The following is a 23077-nucleotide window of genomic DNA, read 5'->3' as shown; positions in this document are numbered from 1 at the left end:
GCCGGGGAAAACCCCTGTCACACCATGCATGTAAGTCGGTACTGTCGGTGACGTAACCGGTGTGGACATTAGTCGCAAGAGAACCCTGATCCTCGGCTCGGCCGCGTCCGTCCTCGTCTTGGCGGTGGTGGGCGCGGGCATCGCCTACCTCATGCTCTCCGGCGGCGACGACCTGCGCTACAAGAGCCAGTCCGCGCTGCTGAAGGCGCTGCCGGCCAACGCCGCCGCCGAGCTGCGGACCCGCGGCGTGACTTTGCAGTCCCCGCTGAAATGCAAGGACCTGCCCGGCTGGACGAAGAAGAAGCTGCGCGCGTCCTGCACGGGCACGACCACCGACAGGCGGGACGTGCAGGTCCTGGGGAGCGGCGAGGAGAGGACGAGCAAGAGCTACTACACGATCCTCGTGGGCGGCCACCCGATCGTGGAGAACGCGCCCTGCCTGGGCGCGGACTGCCGCGGCAAGGACGGATAGCGCCGGGACGGGGGGTGACGATCGCCACTCCTGGCGGGGGCCGTCAAGACGGGTGAAAGAACGTCCTACGATGCGATGAGCTGCGTTCTTGCGGCGCCGAGCATCCTTTCACCCCTCCTGGAGCGGCCATGACCGGCAAAGGCGCGCCGTCGCGCATCGCGACGGCCCGGCCGCTGCCGATCGCGGTCGACACGATGGGCGGCGACCATGCCCCCGGCGAGATCATCGCCGGGGCCGTGGACGCGGTCCGCGAGCACGGCGTCCGGCTGGTGCTGGTGGGCCAGGCGCCGCGGATCCGCCGCGAGCTGGACCGGCACGGCATCGTCGGGGAGATCCCGATCGTCCACGCCGACGAGGCGATCGACATGGGCGAGGGGGCGCTCGCCGGCTGGCGCAAGCCGCGCTCGTCCATCGCGATCGCCTGCCACCTGATCAAGCAGGGGCGGGCGTCGGCACTGGTGTCGGCGGGCAGCACAGCGGGGGTGGTGGCGACGTCCCGGCTGCGGCTGAAGGGCCAGCAGGGCGTGATGCGGCCCGCTATCGCGGTGGCGCTGCCGACCCGTCCGAACCCGACGATCCTGCTGGACGCGGGGGCCACCGCCGACATCAAGCCCGAGGGACTGGTGCAGTTCGCCGCGCTCGGGACGGCCTACGCCCAGATCCTGCTGGGCACCGACCGGCCCCGGGTCGGCCTCCTCACCATCGGCGCCGAGCCCGGCAAGGGCAACAAGCTCACCAAGCGCGCCCACGAGCTGCTCGCCGGCGGCAACCACGGCATCGAGTTCGCCGGGAACGTGGAGGGCCACGACCTGCTGCGGGGCGAGGTCGAGGTCATCGTGACCGACGGGTTCACCGGCAACATCGCGCTCAAGACCATGGAGGGGACGATCCGGACGGCGTTCTCGGAGATCCGCTCCGCGATGACGTCCAGCCCGTCCGCCCGGATGGGCGCGTTCCTCCAGCGCCGCCGCCTCCAGGATCTCCGCGACCGGCTGGACCCCGACACCTACGGCGGCGGCGTCCTGCTCGGCCTGAACGGGACGGTCGTCATCGCGCACGGCGCCTCGCACGCCCGCGCGATCACCTCGGCCTGCGAGCTGGCCCACCAGCTCGCCGCCGGGCGGATCGTCGAGCGGATCCGGGAGCAGGTCGCCGCCACCCGCACGTCCCGCTTCGGGCGCTGGACGCACGGCGAGCGAGACGGCTCAGAGAAAACGCAGGAAAAGACGCAGGAGCGGCCCTCCGAGGGACCCGAAGAGAGCCCCCCGGAGGACGAGCCGCAACGCGGGGCACCACCCCAGCTCCCAGCCCCCTCCTCTACGACCGGTGAGACCCGGCCCGACCGGACCGAGCCCCCGGCCACCACCGCCTAGGGCGCCGCGCAGGCGGTCTTCATCGGCTTCCCCAGCGGGTGAACTGCGCACGCACGGTGCGGCCGGACGGGCCGCCGCACCAGTCCCAGACGGACGCGAGGGCCGCGATCGTGAGCAGCCCGCGGCCCGACTCGGCGAGCGCGAGCGGATCGTCCCAGTCCGCGGGCGGCGCAAGCGGGCGCGGGCACGGCTCGCGCGTCCCGCCCTGGTCGGTCACGCTGAGGGCCACGCCGCCGCGCCACGCCCGCACCTCGACGACGAACAGTCCGCCCGGCAGGCCCGAGCGCGTGTGCTGCAGGGCGTTCGCGGTCATCTCCCCGGCCGCGAGGACGACGTCGTCCGCCCTGGAGAAGCCGGAGATCAGGAACTGGACGAACTCCCTGGCCCGCCCCGCCTCCGCCGGACGTCCGGGAAAGGCGCGCCGCCAGCACATTCCGCCCACCGGATGGCCGCGATCGCCCATGGGCACCACTTCGAGGGCATGGGTCTTGGGTGAAGCATCGAGCACGGTCATGACACGACCGTCCCTCCTCCCGCCGTTACGGCGTGTCGAGAGCACAGGGTGCTGTTGACGGGGGGCGCGGCAGACCCCACAAGCGTTCCGGAACGGATCGGACCTCTCAACCGACTCTTAGTGAACTGTGCGAAACGCTCCGCTCACGGGACGGTTCTCCAGACGGCAAATGCGTTATCGGCCCGCATCCGCGCGCCGATAACCTTGGGTCATGCCCGATCCGCAACTCGTACTCGCCACCCGGGTCCAGGCCGCCCTCAGCGCCGCCTTCGGACCGTCGTACGCGGACGCCGACCCGGTCATCCGGCCGTCGCAGTTCGCCGACCTTCAGGCCAACGTGGCGCTGCCGCTGGCCAAGAAGCTGGGCCGAAAGCCGCGAGACGTCGCCGACGAGATCGTGGCGCACCTCGACGTCGCGGGCGTGGTGTCGGACGTCCAGGTCAGCGGGCCCGGGTTCGTCAACCTCACGCTGAGCGACGCTTGGATCACCGCCGAGGTGGAGCGGGCACTGGCGGACGAGCGGCTCGGCGTGCCCGTCACCGGCAGGCCGCAGCGGGTCGTCGTGGAGTACTCCTCGGTCAACGTGGCGAAGGAGATGCACGTCGGGCACCTGCGCTCCACGATCGTGGGCGACGCGATCGCCCGGATCCTGGCGTTCCTCGGCCACGACGTGATCCGCGACAACCACGTCGGCGACTGGGGCACCCCGTTCGGCATGCTGATCGAGCACCTGCTCGACCTCGGCGAGGACGCCGCCGCCCGCGACGACTCCTCCGTCCACGACCTGACGGCGTTCTACCAGGCCGCGCGGCAGAAGTTCGACGGCGACCCCGGGTTCGCCGACCGGTCGCGGGCCCGAGTCGTCGCGCTCCAGGCGGGCGACCCCGAGACGCTGCGGCTGTGGCGGATCCTCGTGGAGATCTCCAAGCGGTACTTCAACACCGTGTACCGGCGGCTCCGCGTCAGCCTCACCGACGACGACATCAAGGGCGAGAGCTTCTACGACGACCTGCTCGCCCCGACCGTCCAGGAGCTGGAGGACAAGGGGATCGCGGTGATCAGCGACGGGGCGCTGTGCGCGTTCCCGCCCGGGTTCACCGGCCGCGAGGGCGAGCCGCTGCCCGTGATCATCCGCAAGCGGGACGGCGGCTACAACTACTCCACCACCGACCTCGCGACCATCCGCTACCGGGTGGACACCGAGCACGTCGACCGCATGGTCTACGTGGTCGGCGCGCCGCAGGCCCTGCACTTCCAGATGGTGTTCGCCGTCGCCCGGATGGCGGGCTGGCTCGGCGACGAGGTCAGGGCCGAGCACGCCCAGATCGGCAACGTGCTCGGCACCGACGGCAAGATCCTGCGCACCCGGGCCGGCGGCACCGTCAAGCTCGTTGAGCTGGTCGACGAGGCCGTCGAGCGGGCCGGCGCCGAGTTCGACAAGATCGACCACGTCGAGCCGTTCGACGACGCGACGCGCGCCGCGATCGTCGAGGCCGTCGGCGTCGGCGCGGTGAAGTACGCCGACCTGTCGGTGGCGCTCGACAGCGAGTACATCTTCGACTTCGACCGGATGATCAAGTTCCAGGGCAAGACCGGCCCGTACCTGCAGTACGCGGCGGCGCGGATCCGGTCGGTCTTCCGCAAGGGCGGGCTGGCGCCGGAGGACGCGACGGGCCCGATCGTCCTCACCCATCCCGCCGAGCGTGCCCTGGCCCTCCAGTTGCTCGGCTTCGGAGGCGTCCTGGAGCAGGCCGGGGAGACCGCCGAGCCGCACAAGCTCGCCACCTACGTGTACGGGGTGGCGGACGCCTTCACGACCTTCTACGAGAACTGCCATGTGCTGAACGCACCGGACGCGGAGACGAGGGCGTCCCGGCTGGCGCTGTGCGCGGCGACGCTGCGCACGCTGGTCACGGGCCTCGACCTGCTCGGCGTCCCCACGCCGGAGCGCATGTAGTACCCGTCCCGGCTGACGCGGCGCACCCGCGCGGTGCACCGCCACGGCGCCGCGTACGCGCGCCGCTCCGGGCTGGAGCAGACCGCGACCGACCTGCTGCTCTCGCTCGGGGTCGTGCTCGTGCCGCTGGTGGCCTCCCGGCAGGTGGCCTCGGGCGCGCTGGACCCCGTGTGGCTGCCCGCGCTGATCGTGCTCGGCGTGGCCTCCCTCGGGCCCATCGCCACCGTGTCGGCCACCGCCCGCGCGCTCGGCGACGTCCGGGCCGCCGCCACCCGCGTCCTGACGATCATCAACAGCTCGGGCGCGGGCAAGACGACCTGCGCCAACCTGCTGCTGCGGTTCTGGGACCCCGCCTCGGGCCGGGTGCGCGTCGGCGGCCACGACCTGCGCGACCTCCCCCTGGCCACGCCGCGCAGCACCGTGACCCTGGTGCCGCAGGACGTCTACCTCTTCAACACCACGATCCGGGACAACATCCGGCTCGTCCGCCCGGAGGCGACCGACGAGGAGGTGGAGGCGGCGGCCCGCCAGGCCGTCGCGCACGACTTCATCACCGCGCTCCCCCAGGGCTACGACACGGTGTGCGGCGAACGCGGGGCGCAGCTCTCCGGAGGCCAGCGCCAGCGCGTCGCCATCGCCTGCGCGCTGATCAACGACGCCCCGATCATCGTGATGGACGAGGCCGTCTCCAGCCTCGACGCCGAGAACGAGCGCGCCGTCCAGCGCGCCGTGGCCGCGGTCCGCGCCCGGCACACCATGATCACCATCGCGCACCGGCTCTCCACGATCCGCGCCGCCGACCGGGTCGTCTTCCTGGACGAGGGCATGGTCGCCGACTCGGGCACCCACGACGAGCTGCTGTCACGGAACACCGGCTACCGCCGCCTGCTCGCCACCCAGGCCGTCTAGGACGCTCCTTATGGGTCGTGTTCGTCGTAAGCGGCGCCCAGGTGCGTGCATCGCAAGCCGCGTGCCTGGGCGTTCCGCAACAGGACGTAGATCTATCAGGACGCTCTAGCCCTGAGTGGTGCGGGTGTTGAGTGTGTGGTGCGGGGAGCGGTTCTGGAAACCGTTCGCCGGGCCGTTGTGCGGGGTGTCGCGGGTGCCGTTCAGGGCGCGGTTCGCGCGGGTCGTCGCGGCGCGTTCGCGGGCGACCTGCTCGCGGACCGCCGGGACGACCTCCAGCGCGAAGGCGGGCAGCTGCTCGGGGTCTCCCCCGAACAGGAACGAGTCGACCCCGTGGCCGACGGCCAGCTCGGTCAGCTCGTAGACCCACTGGCGCGGCGGGCCGTGCAGGAAGCCCCGGGAGCCGCGCCCGTCCAGGGAGCCCTCCAGGACGTAGACGCGCCGGATGTCGCCCGGAGAGCGCCCGGCCCGGAGCGCGGCGTCGTCGAGGAGCCGCTGCCCGTCCGCGAGCCGTTTCGGCGGGACGAGGGACGACGGGGCGATCCACCCGTCGGCGACGCGGCCGGCGAGGCCGAGGCTCCGCGGGCCGGTGACGCCGAGCCAGAGGGCGATCTGGGCCTCGGGCGCCGGGCCGGCCTGCGACGCGGCGAGCCGGTAGTGCTCGCCCTGGAAGCGCAGCCCGTGCTGGTCGCTCCAGTGCAGCCGGATGACCTGGACCGCCTCCTCCAGGGCCCGCCGGGCGGCGGCCGCGCCGAGCCGCGACCCGCCGTAGTCCTCCACGCCGTCCCAGCATGTGCCCGCGCCGAGGCCGAGCACGACGCGGCCGCCGCTGGAACGATCCATCGTGGCGATGGCCTTGGCCAGCACGGCGGGCGGCCGGAGCGGCAGGCACGCTACTGCGGGCAGCACCCGGATCCGCGAGGTGGCGGCCAGGACGGTCGCCATCAGCGTCGGCGCGTCCGCGGTGCCCCGCCGGTACGGCTGGTCGCGGACGCCCAGGTAGTCGAGCCCGAACCGGTCCGCGTCCTGGGCGATCCGGAGCAGCGGGGCGGCGGTGTCCGGCGCGAGGGACAGGCCGAAGCGCAGCGGCCGTCGGTGCGCGGCCGCCGTCACTGCAGGTAGCCTTCGACCTCGTCCGGCGGGCGGACCTCGGTGCCGCCGGGGTCCTCGCCGGCCTCCAGCCGGGCCCGGCGGCGGCGCAGCAGGTCCCAGCACTGGTCCAGCGCCACCTCCAGCCGCTCCAGCCGCCGGTGCTCCTCCTCACGGCCGAGCTCGTCGCGCTGGTAGCGCTCGCGCAGCCGCTGCTCCTCGCTGACGTACTCGTCGATGCGTCGCAGGATCTCCTTCTCGTCCATCGGCTCCCTTTGGTCCGTGCCGGGACTCCGGCAGAGCCCCGCCCGCGGACGGGTGGGGGCTCGGCGCCGGGCACCGGCGGGTCAGCGGCCCCGCTCGGCGGCGCTCGTCAGGCCGGTCAGGAACCCGCCGTCCGAGCTCGTCGAGTGCTGGAGCGAGCCCCCGTTGGTCTTCGGTTCCACGATGGGCCCCGGAGGCGGCGTGCTCGCGGCGGCCGCCGCGGTCCGGCGGGCCGGCGCCTTGCGGGCCGACGTCGTGGACTTGGTGCTCCGCGGACGGGCCGAGGCGGCCTTCGTCTTGGCCCCGCCCGCCCGCGCGGACGCGGTGGACGTGCGGGACGCCCCCGAACCGGCGGACGAGGACCGCGACGCCCCCGCCCTGGTGCTCGCGCTCGTCCGGGACGCCGCCGGCTTGCGGGCGGCGGACGTGCGCGGCTTGGCGGCCGTGCCCGTCTTCCGCGCCGTCGTTGACGGCCTCGTCCTGGACGTGCTGGACGTGGACCTGCGCGCCGTGGACGACCTGGGCGAGCCCACCCGCGCCGAGGTCGTGGACCTCGAACGGCTCGCGGACGAGGTGGACGCCTTGCGGGTCGTCCCGGACCTGCTCCCCGTGCTCTTCTTCGCCGTCGAGCTCTTGGCGGTGCCCCCGGAACGGGTGCCCGTGCTCCTGGCGCTCGTGGACTTCGCCCGCGTCGTCGACTTGGCGGTGGTGGTGATGACCTTCGCCGCCGCGTCCATCGCCTTGGCGGCGTCCGTCATCGCCTTCGTCGCGGTCGTCATCGCCTTGGTCATGGCCGTCATGGCCTTGGCCGACGAGGACGCCTTGGTCGCCACCGACTTCATCTGCGTCGCGGCGGCCTTGGCCTGGCTCGCGGCCTTGGTGACCCGCGTCGCCGCCGTCGTGGACCGGGCGGACGAGGCGCTCGACCGGGACGTGGAGCCGCTCGCGGGCTTCTTCGCCGCGGTGCTCCTGCCCGTGGTCGACCGGCCCGTGGTCGACCGGCCCGTTGACGAGCGGCTGCCCGTCGACCGGCCCGTCGCCCGGCTTCCCGCAGCCCGGCTTCCCGTCGCTCTGGACGTCGAGGTCCGCGCGGTGGTCGTCCTCGACGTCGAGGATCGCGCGGCCGACGTGCGCTTGGTGGCCGGCTTCTTGGCGGCCGTGGACTTGTTCGCTGATGCGCTCTTCGTACGACTAGCCGTACCTCGGCTCGACGCCGTACGCGATGCGGTCTTGGTAGGCACTGATCTCCCCCCAGTGACGATCAGTTACGGGGAGATCTATTCCACGCCTGGTGATGCTCTACACACATTCTGTCATTTCATCGTTCAGACGCCCACCGGATGCCACACCGTCTTGGTCTCCAGGAACGCCGTCATCCGGGCGGTTCCGGGTTCGGCCGTCCAGTCGTCGTTCCCGGGGCGCAGGACGCGCTTGAGGTTCTCGGCCGCCGCCTCTTCGAGGCTCTGGACCAGGCTCGCGTCGCCTCCCGCCCCGGTGAGATCGATGGCGTTGACGTCCATGTGGGACGCGAGCCAGGGGGCCAGCTCTGCGCGCGCGCCCGTGAGGATGTTGATGACGCCCGCGGGCAGGTCGCTGGTGGCGAGCACCTCGGCGAGGGTGATGGCGGGCAGCGGCGCGGGCTCGGAGGCGACCACGACGCAGGTGTTGCCGGACACGATCGCGGGGGCGACGACCGACACCAGGCCGAGCAGCGGCGAGTCGGGCGCGACGGCGGCCACGACACCGGTGGGCTCGGGCGTGGAGAAGTTGAAGAACGGCCCGGCGACGGCGTTGGCGGAGCCGAGGACCGAGGCGAGCTTGTCGGCCCATCCGGCGTACCAGACCCACCGGTCGATCGCCGCGTCCACCTCGGCGGCGGCCTGAACCTTGCTGCCTCCGACGGCGCGGAGCTCGTCGACGAACTGGGCGCGGCGCCCCTCCAGCATCTCGGCGACGCGGTAGAGGATCTGCCCGCGGTTGTAGGCGGTGCGGCCCGACCAGCCGCCGAACGCCTTGCGCGCGGCGGCCACCGCGTCGCGGGCGTCCTTGCGGGACGCCTTGGCGGCGTTGGCCGTGAACTGGCCCTTGGCGTCGGTGACCACGTACGTCCTGCCAGACTCCGAGCGGGGGAAGGCGCCGTTGATGAACAGCTTGTAGGTCTTGCGGACCTCCAAGCGCCGCTGCTCAGGCATCGAGGTAGCCCTCCAGTCCGTGGCGTCCGCCCTCGCGGCCGAACCCCGATTCCTTGTAGCCGCCGAACGGGGAGGCCGGGTCGAACTTGTTGAAGGTGTTGGCCCACACGACCCCGGCGCGCAGCCGCTGCGCCATCCACAGGATGCGGGAGCCCTTGTCGGTCCAGATCCCGGCCGACAGCCCGTACGGGGTGTTGTTGGCCTTGGTGACGGCCTCGTCCGGGGTGCGGAACGTCAGGACCGACAGCACCGGCCCGAAGATCTCTTCCTGTGCGATCCGGTGCGACTGCGCCACGCCCGTGAAGAGGGTGGGGGCGAACCAGAACCCCTGGCCCGGCAGCTCGCACGGCGCCGACCAGCGCTCGGCGCCCTCCCGCTCACCGGCGGAGGCCAGCTCGCGGATCTTCTCCAGCTGGGCCGCCGAGTTGATGGCGCCGACGTCGGTGTTCTTGTCCAGCGGGTCGCCGACCCGCAGCGTCGCCATGCGGGCCTTGAGCCGGTCGAGCAGCTCGTCCGCGACCGACTCCTGGACGAGCAGGCGCGAGCCGGCGCAGCACACGTGGCCCTGGTTGAAGAAGATCCCGTTGACGATGCCCTCGACCGCCTGGTCCAGCGGCGCGTCCTCGAACACGATGTTCGCGGCCTTGCCGCCCAGCTCCAGGGTGAGCTTCTTGCCCGTCCCGGCGGCGGAGCGGGCGATCTGGCGTCCGACATCGGTGGAGCCGGTGAAGGCCACCTTGTCGATCCCGCCGTGCTCGACCAGGGCGCGCCCGGTGTCGCCCGCGCCGGTGATGATGTTGACGACCCCGGCGGGCAGGTCGGCCTGGCGGCAGATGTCGGCGAACGCGAGCGCGGTCAGCGGCGTCGTCTCGGCGGGCTTCAGGACCACGGTGTTCCCGCACGCGAGCGCGGGGGCGATCTTCCAGGCCAGCATCAGCAGCGGGAAGTTCCACGGGATCACCTGCCCCGCGACGCCCACGGGCCGCGGATCGGGCCCGAACCCGGCGTGGGCGAGCTTGTCGGCCCACCCGGCGTAGTAGAAGAAGTGAGCCGCGACGAGCGGCACGTCCACGTCCCGGGACTCGCGGATCGGCTTGCCGTTGTCGATCGACTCCAGCACCGCCAGCTCCCGCGACCGCTCCTGGACGATCCTGGCGATCCGGTACAGGTACTTGGCCCGCTCGCGGCCGGGCATCGGCCCCCACACCGTGTCGTAGGCGGCGCGGGCGGCGGCGACGGCGCGGTCCACGTCGGCGGCGTCCGCGGACGCGATCTCGGCGAGGATGCTCTCGTCGGCCGGGTTGATGGACTTGAACGGCTCGCCGTGACCGTCGACGAACCGGCCGTCGACGAACAGCCCGTACGAGGCGCGGATGTCGGCGATCGCCGCCGACTCGGGCGCGGGCGCGTACTCGAAAACCATGATCAGTCCATGCTGAAGTAGTCGGGACCGGAATACACCCCGGTGGTGAGCTTGCGGCGCTGCATCAGCAGGTCGTTCAGCACGCTGGACGCGCCGAGGCGGAACCACCGCGGGGTCAGCCAGTCGGGGCCGGCGGTCTCGTTCACCAGCACCAGGTTCCGGATCGCGTCCTTGGTGGTGCGGATCCCGCCCGCCGGCTTGACCCCCACCTGGCGTCCGGTCGCGGCGCGGTAGTCGCGGACGGCCTCCAGCATGACCAGCGTGACCGGCGGCGTCGCGGCCGGAGAGATCTTGCCGGTCGAGGTCTTGATGAAGTCGGCGCCCGCCCGCATCGCCAGCCACGACGCCCGCCGCACGTTGTCATAGGTGTCCAGCTCGCCGGTCTCCAGGATGACCTTCAGATGGGCCTCGCCGCAGGCGTCCTTGACCGCCACGATCTCCTGGAACACCTTCAGGTAGTCGCCGGACAGGAACGCCCCCCGGTCGATCACCATGTCGATCTCGCTCGCCCCGGCCTCCACCGCCGCGCGCGTGTCGGCCAGCTTGGCCTCCAGCGGCGCCCGGCCGGACGGGAACGCCGTCGCCACGCTCGCGACCCCGATGCCCGTGCCCTCCAGCGCCCGGACGGCGACGTCCACCCGGTCGGGATAGACGCAGACGGCGGCGACCCGCGGGACCGACGGATCCGAGGGGTCGGGGTGGGCGGCCTTGGCGCACAGCGCCCGCACCTTCCCGGGCGTGTCCGCCCCCTCCAGCGTGGTGAGGTCCACCATGGAGATCGCCAGGTCGATCGCCTCGGCCTTCGCCGACGTCTTGATCGAACGGGTCGCCAGCCGGGCGGCGCGCTCCTCGGCGCCCACCTGGTCGACGCCCGGGAGTCCGTGCAGGAACGCGCGCAGCTCGGCGGCGCTGATGAGAGTCTCCGTTGACACGCCCCCCAGCATCGCCGAAGTCCGTCACCGGCACAAAACGGGTCAGGAGAGCGGGGTGACCGTCCAGCGCGACGGGTCGGACCCGAGAACGGCCGTCCGGCGGTAGAGGCCGACCAGCCCGCCGCTGGGCCGGAGGCGCCGCAGCGGCTCCCCCGATGCGCTGAGGGTGAGGTCGAAGCCCCCCAGATCGAAGATCCGGAGTGTTTCCGTGGCCGGGCCTTCGCCTTTGTCGGTGATGGTGACGGAGAGGTCGCTGTAGGCGCGGTGGCCGTCAATGGTCGTGTTGGAGGCGGCCCCGCCGGGTCCCCCGGAGGGTGTGAGCTCGATGCTCAGGTCGTCCGAGCCGTCCGTGGAGCCGGTCGCGCTGAGGACGAAGCGCGCCTCCGGACCCCGTCCCAGCGCGGACTTCATGATCTTGAATCCGCCGGGAACGCCGGTGACGCGCATCGGGAAGGCCGTGGGCCGTCCGCCGCCGAACCGCGTCGCGGTGGCGATGCGCTGGACCGTGGCGACGTCCGCGACGGCGGGGTCGGTGATCGACAGCAGCGCCCAGCTCCGCGGCCGGTACTCCCACCGGAACTCCGCCGCCACTTGGCCGGACCCCGCGCCACTCGGCTTGATCGTCCAGTACGCGGGACGGCCGTTGACCGGAGGGGCCGGCGTCCGCCGCCCCTCCCCGCCGCCCGGCAGGCGCGCGACGCCCGGCTCCGGACCGGGCCCGTACACGGTGAGGACGAGGCCCTCGTTCCCGTCCTCACCGGCACGGCCCGCGGCCAGCGAGTACGCGGCCCGTCCCTGGTTGTCCCGGCCCGCACGTGCCTGCTTGTAGCCCTCCGGCAGCCAGCCGAAGGCGGCCAGCTCGTACAGCGGGTTGGGGTAGGCGGCGGCGCCCGCGACGTTCGTCTCGCGTTCCCCGCCGTGAAGTGCCGCCACGCTCACCACTACGGCGATCCCGGCGGCGACGACCGCGGTGGCCGCGGCCCTCCGCGCCCGCCGGATCCGCCGCCCCCGGACGACCGCCGCCACGACGTCCACCACGGGATCCGGGCCGGTCGTGGCGGCGATCCGCTCCAGCCCGTCCTTGAGGTCGTTCATGCCCGCGTCTCCTCGTTCGCCACCGGCCGCAGCGTCCGCCGCAGCGCCTCCAGACCGCGTGCGGTCTGGCTCTTGACGGTCCCCGTGGAGCAGTTGAGGACCTCGGACGTCTGCTCCACCGACAGGTCGCAGTAGAAGCGCAGCACCACGGCGGCGCGCTGCCGGGGCGCCAGGCCGGCTAATGCCGCGCGCAGATCCAGAACGTCCGCGTGGTCGGCGGCCTCCACGGCCTGGTCCGGCATGCGCCGGCCGACGCGGACGCGCAGCCACCAGCCGCCGCGCTGCTCGGCTAAGAACACCCTGACCAAGACCGTCCGGGCATACCCGTCGAGGTTGTCCGCCGCCGACGCGCGCCGCCAGTTCACGTACAGGCGCGTGATGGCGGTCTGGACGAGGTCGTCCGCCCGATGCCAGTCCTGGCACAGCAGGTACGCGACGCGCCGCAACCAGGGTGTGCGCGCCGTCACGTACGCGGTGAACTCCTCGTCACGGCCCGTCCTCACCATGGGCGGCGCCCCCTCTTCGGCTGTTCCACACCCCGTTGATGCGCCCGGGCCCCCAAAGGGTTGCCCGCCCCATCCGACGGATCTCAGCCACCGTCACAGACCGAGGACACGGCACGGAAAAGCCCGACCCCGCCCAGCCGCCGCCAACGTTCCCCCTCGATTTCCTATCCGCATGTCAGGAACGGCCGCGCTGTCTCGTCTCAGGGTTTGAAGGCAGGTTCTGAGAAGAACACACCACCTGGAGGAGTCGGACATGAGCGAGCAGAAGGTCGCGCTGGTCACCGGGGCGAACAAGGGGATCGGCCGTGCGGTCGCCGGGCAACTCGCCGAGCCGGGCACGACGGTCCTGATCGGAGCCAGGGACCCGCGGCGCGGCGAGGAGGCCGCTGCGGCGCTGCGCGCGGCAGGTGGGGACGTGCACGCGGTCACCCTGGACGTCACCGACCGGTCCACCGCCCGGGCGGCCGCGAGGCAGGTCGAGGAGCGCTTCGGCCACCTCGACGTTTTGATCAACAACGCCGGCATCACCGGCTCCGGTCAGGTCTCGCCCCAGGACGCCTACGATCAGATCCCCAGCTCCGTCGACCTGGACATGGTCCGGAGGGTTTTCGAGACCAACGTCTTCGGTGTGATCGCGGTGACCAACGCCATGCTGCCGCTGCTTCGGCGGTCACCGGCACCGCGCATCGTCAACGTCAGCAGCCACGCCGCGTCGCTGACCCTCACCAGCGACCCGGACGGGCCCTTCGCGAGTCTGCTGCCGTCGGCCGCCTACACCCCCTCCAAGTCCGCGCTGAGTGCGCTGACCGTGCAGTACGCCAATGAGCTGCGCAAGGACGGCATCCTCGTCAACGCCGTCGCCCCCGGCTATGTCGACACCGACAGCAACAACCACACCGGGCACCTGACCCCAGCGCAGGCCGCCGCCGTCGTGGTGCGCCTGGCGACACTCGGCGCGGACGGGCCGACCGGTGGATTCTTCAGCGAGGACGGTCCGCTGCCCTGGTGACGGCGAATCAACGAGGAGCCGGCTTGACCAAAACCGAGGAGTTCCAGGAGCTGCGGCCTCTGCTGTTCTCGATCGCCTATCGAATCCTGGGCAGTGTCACCGAGGCCGAGGACGCGGTCCAGGAGACATGGTTGCGCTACCAGGCGTCCCCAGGCCAGCCCGCGTCAGCCAAGGCGTTCCTGTCCACGGTGGTCACCCGGATCTCGATCGACGTGCTGCGTTCGGCCCGCGTCCAACGGGAGGAGTACGCCGGGCCGTGGCTCCCCGAACCGCTGCTGACCGACCCCTACCAGGACCCGGCTCGGTCCGCGGAACTGGCCGACTCGTTGTCGATGGCGGCCCTGCTCCTGCTGGAACGGCTCACCCCGCTCGAACGCGCGGTCTTCGTGCTGCGGGAGGTGTTCGCCTTCGGCTTCCCGGAGATCGCCTCGGCCGTGGGGCGCTCGGAGGCGGCATGCCACCAGCTCGCGGTGCGGGCGCGACGTCACATGGGCGCGGGCCGGGCCCGGTTCGAGGCCGACCGCAAGGACCGTGAGGAACTCGCCGAACGATTCTTCGGAGCCTTCCGGGAAGGTGACGTCGACGGGCTCGCCGACCTGCTGGCCGCCGACGTTCACATGATCGGCGACAGCGGCGGCAAGGCTCCGCGATGGCAGCCGCTCGTCCATGGTGCCGAGAACGTGGCCGAGGTGCTCGCAACGTTCGTCCCGCTGGTCGCCAGAGGCGGCGGCACCGTGGAGTCGCAGCAGGTGAACGGCCAGCCGGGGGCCATCTTCCGCGACCGGGACGGCCACGTCCTCAGCATCTGGGCGCTCGACGTACTCGACGGCCACATCCAGGCGATTCACACGGTGAACAACCCCGACAAACTCGAACACCTCGGCCCCGTAGCGAACGCCTGGGCCACCCTCCACAAGGCAACCCAACCCCGCCACCCCCCAGAATGACCCCAAGCCGACCGCGCTCCAGGGCCAGCGCGGAGCTGAACCGAACCACCACCGTCCGTCACCAGCCCCCGATCGGTTCCACGGTTCGGAGCCGATTGCCTGACGCAGCGACGCAACGGAACGCAGATCCATAAGAAGCGCCCTAGCTCACACGCAGCCAAGTGGTATAGCCCAGAAGCCTGTGGAGGCTCTCGGGGGTGGCAGCCCCTTCGGACGGCTAGTGCGGTGGCCACGAACGTTCACCGGGTCTGATCCAGCGGTAATGGGGGGTGCCGGCGACCCCGGTGTTCCTGGCGTTCGCTGCGGCTGCGGACGCGTTCGCGGCGTTGGGCGGCCAGCACGTCGGAGTGGTGGGCGTTGGCGTTGCGCCATCGCGTGTAGGCCAGGGCCCCGTGACTGTCGTGCATCTGCCAGTATCGACTCACTGCGGGCGAGCCACAGCAACGCATGGAAGGGAGTGTGCATGCCAACCGGTGAGCTTGCACGCATCCAACTCAATGACGATGAGCGTGCCGACATCGTCTTGATTCTCGATAGGTTGAGCACTGCGGGTTGGCAGGTTTACCACGTGACTACCCGCACCGATGAGCCAATGGTCATGGAGCCCGGAGCGGGTGCTCGGTACAAGACGCCGGCCTGCGAGCTCGATGTGGAGTATGTAGCCATGGGCGTATCGGTCGGCATCGAAGGGCTTGGCGAGTGGGAGAACCACGAGCTGCTGATTCACGCCTGCGGCCGACATGCCAGTCACCACAACCCGTCACAGCCGAATGACGATGATCAGAAGCTTGTGAACGTTCTTTCGGTGCTCACCGCCTATCAAGATCGGCTGACACCCGATACATACGCAGAGTTCGGCCGTGATCTGTTGATGGCGTGCGACTCCATTGAGTACTACGGCGACGAGGGCGGCCCAGTATACGGGTTCACCCAAGAAGATCTGGATGTTGGAGAGCTACCTGTGACGAAAAGTAGATAACACCGATTGCGGCAACGCCATCTGTGACCAGTCGGGGTCGTTTGACGACTTCCGGGTGTGGGTGCGCTGAAAGTGATCCCGTGTTTGTGCAGGAACCCCCGCAGCCGCTCTCGCCCGATCTGCACCCTCCGGTGGCTGTGGGTGGCGAGGTGGTCGGCGGGTTTGCGCAGGCTCCAGCGGGTGAACGGGCACCCGAGCTTGGCTGGACCAGGCGCGCGCTCGCCAGGGTCGACGTCCCGGACGCGGACACCATGATGATCATCGCCCGGCGGACCCGGAGCGAGTCGTGCTTACCCCGCCGCACGATCTGCTGCAGCCTGCGCCCTTCGTCCTCGGTCAACCGCCGTGCCCTGACGGGCTCAGGCACCAGCGCTCCTCACCCCTCGACGACAACCTGCCGCTATCGGGGGTGAGGCCGATCAACCCGCCCATCCCGGACCCGGCCCGGCATGTTCCAACCCGGTGAACGTTGGTGGCCACCGCACTAGCTGATACGCGAGTAGACCGGCTGACTACCTGAAGCTGTAGCGCGCCCTGATGCCTTACCAAACAGGTTTCGTCTACCTAGCATGGCCGTATGAGCGTTGCGAGCCTCGGAGAGCGCATTCAAGCCGTCAGGAAGCGCCGCGGACTCACCCAGCGGGACCTTGCCACCCTGTCCGGGGTGTCCTTGGGCCTGGTGAGGAAGCTTGAGCAGGGTGAGCGTGAAGACACTCGCCTGGAGACGCTCCGAAAGCTGGCCACCGCCCTGAGAGTCCCCACAACAGAGCTGGTCGTCCGCCCTGATGCGGACGATGCTCCTCAAGAGACGCTCGATCAGTGGGCACCGGTCCGGGCCGCCCTTGTAGGGAAGGCTGGCCCCGAACCGGAGGAGGCCCCAACCGCGTCCGGGGTTGCCCTCGCTGCGCAGAACGCTATGCCGCTGTTCGCTCAGGACGCCTTCACCGAGCTTGGACTGCTACTCCCTGCACTGATCCGAGACGCGGACGCCCTCGGCAAGCAGGGACGTCAGATCAGGTCTCGGGTACTCCATCTGACGGGTTGGCTACTGACACAGACCCGGCAGTTCGACGCGGCTGAGATGGCCCTCCAGAGGGCTCTGGATGATTCCGCAGACCGTCTGGACACTGCTGCCACCGTGAACACCTGGTGCTGGCTGCTGATCCGACAGGGGAAGCTGGAGAAGACTCTAAATCTCTCTGCCCAGTGGGCTGACGAGACCGAGCCGCGCATGTCGAGGGCAACGCTTGCGGAGCTGTCGGCCTGGGGATGGCTGCTGCTCCGTCACTCGACCGCTTCTGTACGGAACTCCGAGCCGGGAGAGGCTGACGACGCCTTGAGCCTCGCGGGAGCTGCTGCCACCCGCATGGGCCGCGAGTTCGCTCCGCCGGCAGACTTCCTCCGGACCTTCGGTCCGGTGACCGTGGCCATGAAGAGGGCTGAGAACGCCATGATCGAGGACCACCCCGACGTGGTCCTCTCCCTCTCCGAGCAGATCCCCTCCGAAGGGCTGCTGCCCACCTCCAACAACAGGAACCGCCACCGCCTGGACGTAGCGAAGGCGAACGTCAAATTGAGGAGGCGTTCCGAGGCTTTCGAGATCTTGCAAGAGATCCGGAACGCTAGTCCCCAGTGGATCGTGAACCAGCGAATGGCTAGGGACATCATGGGTAATATCGTTGCGAAGCGGCGCACCCTTACTCCTGAGATGCGAGAGATGGCCGACTTCCTTCGCCTGGAGTTTTGATCTAGGTACGGTTACACCTCGGGGTACTTCGCCATCTGTCACGGCGAAAGTACACATGACACGTCTCCGGACTCGTCTTAACGTCCTTTGCTATGAGCTTCGACGGACGTCGGGGAGGAGTTCCCCGCATCGATCACACGGACCCGTTGCCGGGCTACGAGATACCGACCAGCCGTTGGGCGGAGCCCTACCAATCCCCCACTACCGAGCTGTGGATCGTTCATCTCCGCCGCCCTGAGGGCGCCAGTCTCGACGATCGTTTAGTGGACACGCTTACCGCCAGGACTAAAGCCATACTGACCGAACTCATGGCGAAACAAGACGAGCTGGCCGCCCAGGTCCGGACGGGGAGCAGTGAACTATGACCGCGATCCTGGACGGGGCGAAGGCCGCGCAGCAGGGCGCTGGCCCTATGGCGGTGCGCCACAGTGTGGCTAACACACCGAGCGTCCTGGCCGACGTCCGGTGCATCGTTAAGGCCACTGCGATCAAGTGGGGCGTGGGGGCTACGACGGTCGAGGCTGCGGTGCTGGTGGCTGATGAACTGGTCGCCAATGCCGTCCGGCATACCAATGGAGACCAGCCCATCACCTTGCGCATGTTCATTGCCAGGGACGGGCTCAGGATCGAAGTCCACGACCGATCCAAGAAGAGGCCCAAGCGGAGCGAGCCGGACCTGACGATGCCCTCGCAACCGGTCTCCGACGATGCGCCGGATCCTCACGGCTGGGGCATGGGCATCGTGGAGCACCTCTCCAAGCGGCACGGGGTGAAGACGGAACACGATGGCAAAACTGTCTGGGCGGTCTTGCGGATGACCGCCGCAGGAGGAGGGTGACTATCGACATGTCCCAGCAAATGCCGGACTACGAGCCCCTGTTGACCCCGGGTGAAGTGGCGATGATGTTCCGCGTGGATCCTAAGACCGTCTCGCGTTGGGCGCTTGAGGGGTGGCTTCCATATACGTGGACACTCGGAGGTCACCGTCGCTATCCCAGGGCTGCGATTTTGGAACTGCTCAAAGAAGGCGCGCAGCCGCGAGTGGTGTAGCCCGCAAGCGTCTGCCCCCTCCAGGTTCGGCGTGGGGTGTTGGACGGCGGTGAGGCCGGTGGGCAATGCTGAACCCCCGGCGGTGTCGTGGAGGCTGAGCGGTGGGCAAGCAAGACCAGCCTCCGGACTGCGGGCACTGCGGGGGGTCGGGCAAGGCTGTCTACGAACGACCGCACATGGAGAACGACGGCTCGGTCACCTGGCGGAAGGTCACCGAGAGCTGCCACGTGTGCGGCGGAACAGGGAAGTGCCGATGAACGGCAAGCGCGAGCGCTGCGGGAACGTGCCGTGCGAGTGGTGTGATCGCGACGATTGGACGTGCCGGATCTGCCTCGGTTCGGCCTGGTGGGAACCGGAACGGCCGTACCGCGACGCGTCCGGGGTCATCACCTGGGAGCGGGTGAGGGAGCCGTGCCGGATGTGCGGGAACACCGGAAAGGAGCACAATCCCCTGACCGGGTCGGTGGTCTGATCAGCACAACCAAGCGCTCGCTTGACGTCCGGGGTCCGGCACGGCACCGTTGCCAGACGGAGGTGAGCGATGGCGCCGCTGGACGGACTGCGGGTGCTGGACCTGACGATGTGGCGGCCCGGCCCGTACACCACGCAGCTGCTCGCCCAGCTCGGCGCCGACGTGATCAAGGTGGAGCCGCCGGGCGGGGAGCCGATGCGGATGTTCCGCGGCCACTTCGACCTGCTCAACCGGCACAAGCGGAGCCTGGCGCTCGATCTGAAGTCGGCGGACGGGCGGGCGCGGTGCCGGGAGCTGGCGGCCGGGGCCGAGGTGTTCGTCGAAGGGTTCCGCCCCGGGGTGGCCGAGCGGCTCGGGGTCGGGTACGAGGCGCTGCGCGAGGCCAATCCGGGGCTCGTGTACTGCTCGATCTCCGGGTACGGGGCCGAGGGGCCGCTGTCGGACGTCCCCGGGCACGACGTCAACTACCGCGCCTACGCCGCCGCCCTGCCGGACGACGCCGTCTCCCCCGCCGCCGACGAGCTTCCCCTGGCCGACATGGCGGCCGCCACGATGGCCGCCTTCGCGATCACCGCCGCGTGCCTCAAGGCCCGCGCGGGCGGGGGCGGCGACCGCATCGACCTCGGGATGGCGGACGTCCTGGCGCACTGGGTCGGCACCGTCCCCCGGGCGGCCGCGCGCTCGGCGTCGGGGCCGGTGCCCGGCTACGGCGTGTACCGGACGAAGGACGGGCAGAAGATCACGCTGGGGGTCGTCTCGGAGGAGCGGCTCTGGGCCGCCACCTGCCGCGCCCTCGATCTCGACGGGCTCGCGGGCGTCCCGTTCGCCGAGCGGCTCGGCCGGGTCGCGGAGCTGGACGCGGCGGTCGCGGCGGCCGTCGCGCGGCTCACCCGGGACGAGGCGGTCGGGCGGCTGGGCGCGGCCGGGGCGCCGGTCGCGCCGATCCTGACCCGCGCGGAGATGCTGGAGCTCGATCATTTCCGGGCGCGCGGGGTCTGGGAGGGCGGTCCCGTCCGCACGGTCGCGCACCCGCCGCTGCCGCGGGGGGAGGTCGCGGAGCTGGACGAACACCGCGGCCAGACCTGGCGGCGTCTCACAGAGTGATACTGGTACCGAACACTCGAATCCGTTTGGCATGCTGATGGGGTGAACTCGCGCGGGATGTCCCCTCCCCTGGTCGGCAGATCCGCCGAGCTGGGGCAGCTACGGCAGGCCCTCGCCGCCGCCCCCGGGGCCGTGCTGGTCGGGGGCGAGGCGGGCCTCGGCAAGACGCGCCTGATCCGCGAGTTCGCCGCCGTCCTGACCCGCCCCGACGGCCCGCGCGCCCGGCTGCTCCTCGGCGGCTGCCTGGAGCTCGGCTCGGACGGCCTGCCGTTCGCCCCGTTCACCACCGTGCTGCGCGGGCTCGTCCGCGACATCGGCATCGACGGCGTCGCCGGACTCGTGCCCCGGGGCGACACCGGCTGCCTCGCCCGGCTGCTGCCGGAGTTCGGGGAGCCGGAGTCCGACGCCGCGTCCGGCGAGGAGCGCGCCCGCCTGTTCGAGGTGGTGCTGACCCTGCTGGAGCGGCTGGCCGAGCGCGGCCCGGTCGTGCTGGTGATCGAGGACGCGCACTGGGCCGACCGCTCCACCCGCGACCTGCTGTCCTTCCTGATGCGCAACGTCACCGCCGTGCCGCTGCTGATCGTCATGACCTACCGGGTCGACGAGCTGCACCGCACCCATCCGCTGCGGCCCCTGCTGGCCGGGCTGGAGCGCGTCGAGCGCGTCCGGCGGCTGGAGCTCGCCCGGCTGGAGCGCGCCGACGTCGACGCGCTCGTCACCGAGATCCTCGGCCAGGCGCCGCCGCCCGGCCTGATCGACCGGATCGCCGCCCGCAGCGAGGGCAACCCGCTGTTCGTGGAGGCCCTCCTCGATGACGACGGCACGCTCGCATGCGAGCTGCCCGAGTCCCTGCGCGACCTGCTGCTCGCCGGCGTCCAGCGGCTCCCCGAGGAGACCCAGGACGTGCTCCGCGACGCCAGCGGCGGCGGCACCCGCATCGAGCACGCGCTGCTGGCCGCCGTGTCCGGGCTCGACGACGCGGCGCTGACCCGCGTGCTGCGCCCGGCCGTCGCGGCCAACGTGCTGGTCGTGGACGGCGACGGCTATGCGTTCCGGCACGCCCTGATCCGCGAGGCCGTCCACGACGACCTCCTGCCCGGCGAGTACACGCGCCTCCACACCCGCTACGCGCAGGCACTGGAGAACGATCCCGGGCTCGTCCCGTCCGGTCGGCTGTGGGTGGAGCTGAGCCACCACTGGCTCGCGGCCCACGACACGACCTGGGCGCTGGTCGCGTCCTGGCGCGCCGCCGCCGACGCCCGCAAGGCCCTCGCCTACGCCGAATGCCTGACGATGCTGTCGCGCGTCCTGGAGCTGTGGGAGCGGGTCCCGGACGCGGCGGAGCGCATCGGCGCCGACCACGTCAAGGTCCTGGAGGACGCCGCCTTCGCCGCCGACCAGGCCGGCGAGTACGACCGCGGCATCAAGCTCGCCTCCGCCGCGCTGCGCGACATCGAGGCGGCCGGTGCGTCCGGCGTCCGGGGCCCGGCGGAGGTCAGGGCCCGCTCGGCGGCACTGCTGGAGCTGCGCGCCCGCATGTACTACCAGGTGGCGCGGCCCGGTTTCGTCGAGGATCTGCGCGCCGCGGAGAAGGCCCTGCGCGGCGATCCGCCCACCGCGTTGCGCGCCCGGGTGCTGACCACGCTCGCCACGTACGTGCGCCTCACCACCGACATCGACGAGGCCCGCGCGGCGGCGAGCGAGTCGCTGGCCATCGCCCGCGAGCTGGCCGACCCGGTCACCGAGGCCGACGCGCTCATGACGCTGTTCTGCGCCGACATCGACTACGACTCCCACGCCGCCGCCTACGCCTCCCCGGCCGCGCCGCTCGCCGACGTCGAGGCGGCCGTCCTGCGCAGCGGCGACCAGCGGGTCAGGCTCCGCTACGCGGTGGTCAAGTCGCACTACCTGGAGGGCGCCGGGCGGCACGAGGAGGCGGCCGCCGTCGCGCGGCGCGGCACCGAGAAGGCGCGCGAGCTCGGCGTCACCCGCACCCAGGGCAGCTTCCTGTGCATCAACCAGGCCGAGCCGCTGGTGTCGCTCGGCCGCTGGGACGAGGCCGTCGCCGTCCTGAAGCAGGCCATGGACCAGGACCCCGCCATCACGATCCGCACGTCGCTGCTCGTCCTGTCCGGCGAGGTGGCGCTGGCGCGCGGCGACCTGCCCACCGCCCGGGAGCGGCTCGCCGCGGCGCGCGAGGTCATGACCCTCAAGATGAAGTGGCTCAAGACCCAGGACTACTTCGCCACGCTGCGGCTGGAGGCCCGGTTCGCGCTCGCCGAGGGACGTCCCGCCGACGCGCTCGACGCGGTGCGCGAGGTGATCGACAAGTCGGGCCTGCCCGACGATGCCCGCTACGCGTGGCCGGTGCTCGTCATCGGCGCGACGGCCTGCGCCGAGCTGGGCGCCGCGACGCCGGCCACCGCGTCCTCCGAGGCGTCGGCGGCGCTGGAGCACATCGTGGGACGGGCCGCCCGGCTCCAGGTGGCCGGTCCCCTCCAGGCCGCCTACCGGCTCATGTTCAACGCCGAGGCCGACCGCGCCCGCGGCGTCCTCGACCAGCCGGCGTGGGACGCGGCCGCCGACACGTGGCACACGCTCGGCAACCCGTTCAACCGCGCCGAGGCCCTGGCCCGCGCCGCCGAGGCCGCCCTCGCCGGCGGCGACCACGAGGGGGCGGCCGAGCGGCTGGGCGCCGCGTCCGAGATCGCCCAGGACCTGGGCGCCGCGCCGCTCGCCGCGTGCGTCGACGACCTGCTGCGCCGCACCCGCGCCCCGCGCCGGGGCGGCGCCGAGACCGCCGCGCCGCTCGGCCTGACGCCGCGCGAGTACGAGGTGCTGCGCCTGGTGGCGGAGGGCCGCAGCAACCGCGACATCGCCGAGACCCTGTTCATCTCCGCCAAGACGGCCAGCGTCCACGTCTCCAACATCCTGGGCAAGCTGGAGGTCACCAGCCGCGGCGAGGCCGCCGCCACCGCGCACCGGCTGGCCCTGTTCGCCACCTCGCGCCGCGAGGCCGAGGCCCGCAACTGACCCGCCCCGCGGG

At 71.4% G+C, this 23077-nt stretch carries 21 protein-coding genes and 1 pseudogene; 13 read left to right on the top strand and 9 right to left on the bottom strand.

The features are described from left to right. Positions 1-61 precede the first annotated feature (61 nt). On the top strand, positions 62-472 hold the full coding sequence (locus E1298_RS04815) for a hypothetical protein (protein WP_243725389.1): 411 nt from the start codon (positions 62-64) through the stop codon (positions 470-472). A 128-nt stretch (positions 473-600) separates the two neighbouring features. After that, a pseudogene (gene plsX / locus E1298_RS04810) lies at positions 601-1662 on the top strand (phosphate acyltransferase PlsX); the annotation flags it as partial. Positions 1663-1864: 202 nt separating this feature from the next. Here the strand turns inward: plsX and E1298_RS04805 are convergent. Then, positions 1865-2359 (bottom strand): ATP-binding protein, encoded by a 495-nt coding sequence (locus E1298_RS04805; protein WP_243725388.1) that lies wholly within the window; start codon positions 2357-2359, stop codon positions 1865-1867. 211 nt (positions 2360-2570) lie between these two features. Between E1298_RS04805 and argS the strand changes: the two genes are divergently transcribed. Continuing rightward, positions 2571-4316 carry an arginine--tRNA ligase gene (gene argS, locus E1298_RS04800; RefSeq protein WP_131889527.1) on the top strand — a complete coding sequence of 582 codons (1746 nt, stop codon included), beginning with the start codon at positions 2571-2573 and terminating at the stop codon, positions 4314-4316. Positions 4317-4349: 33 nt separating this feature from the next. Then, a complete protein-coding gene (locus E1298_RS04795) occupies positions 4350-5225 on the top strand; it encodes an ABC transporter ATP-binding protein (RefSeq protein WP_165975301.1) in 876 nt (291 codons plus the stop codon). Positions 5226-5330: 105 nt separating this feature from the next. On the opposite strand, the gene E1298_RS04790 is transcribed toward E1298_RS04795, so the two are convergent. The 8 genes from E1298_RS04790 to E1298_RS04750 form a co-directional block, all read right to left on the bottom strand. Further along, complete coding sequence (locus E1298_RS04790) at positions 5331-6335, bottom strand: LLM class flavin-dependent oxidoreductase (RefSeq protein WP_207944436.1); 1005 nt, start codon at positions 6333-6335, stop codon at positions 5331-5333. Continuing rightward, positions 6332-6577 carry a DUF2630 family protein gene (locus E1298_RS04785; RefSeq protein ID WP_131889525.1) on the bottom strand — a complete coding sequence of 82 codons (246 nt, stop codon included), beginning with the start codon at positions 6575-6577 and terminating at the stop codon, positions 6332-6334. The genes E1298_RS04790 and E1298_RS04785 overlap by 4 nt, the downstream gene beginning before the upstream one ends. Before the next feature lie 81 nt (positions 6578-6658). Then, positions 6659-7408 (bottom strand): hypothetical protein, encoded by a 750-nt coding sequence (locus E1298_RS04780; RefSeq protein WP_165975300.1) that lies wholly within the window; start codon positions 7406-7408, stop codon positions 6659-6661. A gap of 492 nt (positions 7409-7900) precedes the next feature. Continuing rightward, positions 7901-8767 (bottom strand): aldehyde dehydrogenase family protein, encoded by an 867-nt coding sequence (locus E1298_RS04770; RefSeq protein ID WP_131889523.1) that lies wholly within the window; start codon positions 8765-8767, stop codon positions 7901-7903. After that, on the bottom strand, positions 8760-10190 hold the full coding sequence (locus E1298_RS04765; protein WP_131889522.1) for an aldehyde dehydrogenase family protein: 1431 nt from the start codon (positions 10188-10190) through the stop codon (positions 8760-8762). Before E1298_RS04765 ends, E1298_RS04770 begins: the two co-directional genes overlap by 8 nt. Positions 10191-10192: 2 nt before the next feature. Beyond that, entirely contained in the window at positions 10193-11134 is a 942-nt protein-coding gene (gene deoC, locus E1298_RS04760; RefSeq protein ID WP_131889521.1) for a deoxyribose-phosphate aldolase, read from the bottom strand. Positions 11135-11164: 30 nt separating this feature from the next. Then, positions 11165-12217 carry a hypothetical protein gene (locus E1298_RS04755; RefSeq protein WP_131889520.1) on the bottom strand — a complete coding sequence of 351 codons (1053 nt, stop codon included), beginning with the start codon at positions 12215-12217 and terminating at the stop codon, positions 11165-11167. After that, positions 12214-12723, bottom strand: coding sequence for a SigE family RNA polymerase sigma factor (locus E1298_RS04750; protein WP_131889519.1), 510 nt, complete (start codon positions 12721-12723; stop codon positions 12214-12216). The genes E1298_RS04755 and E1298_RS04750 overlap by 4 nt, the downstream gene beginning before the upstream one ends. A 253-nt stretch (positions 12724-12976) precedes the next feature. Here E1298_RS04750 and E1298_RS04745 point away from each other — a divergent pair, with 253 nt between their 5' ends. The 9 genes from E1298_RS04745 to E1298_RS51105 all read left to right on the top strand — a co-directional run bounded on the left by E1298_RS04745 (position 12977) and on the right by E1298_RS51105 (position 23064). Then, positions 12977-13732 carry an SDR family oxidoreductase gene (locus E1298_RS04745; RefSeq protein WP_131889518.1) on the top strand — a complete coding sequence of 252 codons (756 nt, stop codon included), beginning with the start codon at positions 12977-12979 and terminating at the stop codon, positions 13730-13732. A 23-nt stretch (positions 13733-13755) separates the two neighbouring features. Then, on the top strand, positions 13756-14679 hold the full coding sequence (locus E1298_RS04740; RefSeq protein WP_131889517.1) for an RNA polymerase sigma-70 factor: 924 nt from the start codon (positions 13756-13758) through the stop codon (positions 14677-14679). Between the two features lie 463 nt (positions 14680-15142). After that, positions 15143-15658 carry a hypothetical protein gene (locus E1298_RS04735; RefSeq protein WP_131889516.1) on the top strand — a complete coding sequence of 172 codons (516 nt, stop codon included), beginning with the start codon at positions 15143-15145 and terminating at the stop codon, positions 15656-15658. Positions 15659-16235: 577 nt separating this feature from the next. Further along, positions 16236-17405 carry a helix-turn-helix domain-containing protein gene (locus E1298_RS04725; protein WP_131889515.1) on the top strand — a complete coding sequence of 390 codons (1170 nt, stop codon included), beginning with the start codon at positions 16236-16238 and terminating at the stop codon, positions 17403-17405. A gap of 361 nt (positions 17406-17766) precedes the next feature. Continuing rightward, positions 17767-18243, top strand: a complete 477-nt coding sequence (locus E1298_RS04720) for an ATP-binding protein (protein WP_131889514.1) — start codon at positions 17767-17769, stop codon at positions 18241-18243. Positions 18244-18251: 8 nt separating this feature from the next. Then, positions 18252-18455: a BldC family transcriptional regulator gene (locus tag E1298_RS04715; RefSeq protein ID WP_131889561.1), complete on the top strand. Its 204-nt coding sequence runs from the start codon at positions 18252-18254 to the stop codon at positions 18453-18455. Positions 18456-18708: 253 nt separating this feature from the next. Further along, positions 18709-18927: a hypothetical protein gene (locus tag E1298_RS04710; protein ID WP_131889513.1), complete on the top strand. Its 219-nt coding sequence runs from the start codon at positions 18709-18711 to the stop codon at positions 18925-18927. Between the two features lie 69 nt (positions 18928-18996). Continuing rightward, a complete protein-coding gene (locus tag E1298_RS04705) occupies positions 18997-20031 on the top strand; it encodes a CaiB/BaiF CoA transferase family protein (RefSeq protein ID WP_131889512.1) in 1035 nt (344 codons plus the stop codon). Between the two features lie 57 nt (positions 20032-20088). Next, entirely contained in the window at positions 20089-23064 is a 2976-nt protein-coding gene (locus E1298_RS51105) for a helix-turn-helix transcriptional regulator (protein WP_131889511.1), read from the top strand. Positions 23065-23077 lie beyond the last annotated feature (13 nt).

Origin of the sequence: Actinomadura rubrisoli (assembly GCF_004349215.1) — a bacterium.
GTDB lineage: Bacteria > Actinomycetota > Actinomycetes > Streptosporangiales > Streptosporangiaceae > Spirillospora > Spirillospora rubrisoli.
The sequence above is the reverse complement of the archived record's forward strand: the minus strand, read 5'-3'. Positions and strand labels throughout refer to the sequence as shown.

Bases quoted from the DNA above. Each gene is read 5' to 3' on its own strand.
- E1298_RS04805 (WP_243725388.1), bottom strand. From the start codon at position 2,359: ATGACCGTGCTCGATGCTTCACCCAAGACCCATGCCCTCGAAGTGGTG.
- argS (WP_131889527.1), top strand. From the start codon at position 2,571: ATGCCCGATCCGCAACTCGTACTCGCCACCCGGGTCCAGGCCGCCCTC.
- E1298_RS04785 (WP_131889525.1), bottom strand. From the start codon at position 6,577: ATGGACGAGAAGGAGATCCTGCGACGCATCGACGAGTACGTCAGCGAG.
- E1298_RS04770 (WP_131889523.1), bottom strand. From the start codon at position 8,767: ATGCCTGAGCAGCGGCGCTTGGAGGTCCGCAAGACCTACAAGCTGTTC.
- E1298_RS04765 (WP_131889522.1), bottom strand. From the start codon at position 10,190: ATGGTTTTCGAGTACGCGCCCGCGCCCGAGTCGGCGGCGATCGCCGAC.
- deoC (WP_131889521.1), bottom strand. From the start codon at position 11,134: ATGCTGGGGGGCGTGTCAACGGAGACTCTCATCAGCGCCGCCGAGCTG.
- E1298_RS04755 (WP_131889520.1), bottom strand. From the start codon at position 12,217: ATGAACGACCTCAAGGACGGGCTGGAGCGGATCGCCGCCACGACCGGC.
- E1298_RS04750 (WP_131889519.1), bottom strand. From the start codon at position 12,723: ATGGTGAGGACGGGCCGTGACGAGGAGTTCACCGCGTACGTGACGGCG.
- E1298_RS04745 (WP_131889518.1), top strand. From the start codon at position 12,977: ATGAGCGAGCAGAAGGTCGCGCTGGTCACCGGGGCGAACAAGGGGATC.
- E1298_RS04735 (WP_131889516.1), top strand. From the start codon at position 15,143: ATGCCAACCGGTGAGCTTGCACGCATCCAACTCAATGACGATGAGCGT.
- E1298_RS04725 (WP_131889515.1), top strand. From the start codon at position 16,236: ATGAGCGTTGCGAGCCTCGGAGAGCGCATTCAAGCCGTCAGGAAGCGC.
- E1298_RS04720 (WP_131889514.1), top strand. From the start codon at position 17,767: ATGACCGCGATCCTGGACGGGGCGAAGGCCGCGCAGCAGGGCGCTGGC.
- E1298_RS04715 (WP_131889561.1), top strand. From the start codon at position 18,252: ATGTCCCAGCAAATGCCGGACTACGAGCCCCTGTTGACCCCGGGTGAA.
- E1298_RS04710 (WP_131889513.1), top strand. From the start codon at position 18,709: ATGAACGGCAAGCGCGAGCGCTGCGGGAACGTGCCGTGCGAGTGGTGT.
- E1298_RS04705 (WP_131889512.1), top strand. From the start codon at position 18,997: ATGGCGCCGCTGGACGGACTGCGGGTGCTGGACCTGACGATGTGGCGG.
- E1298_RS51105 (WP_131889511.1), top strand. From the start codon at position 20,089: ATGTCCCCTCCCCTGGTCGGCAGATCCGCCGAGCTGGGGCAGCTACGG.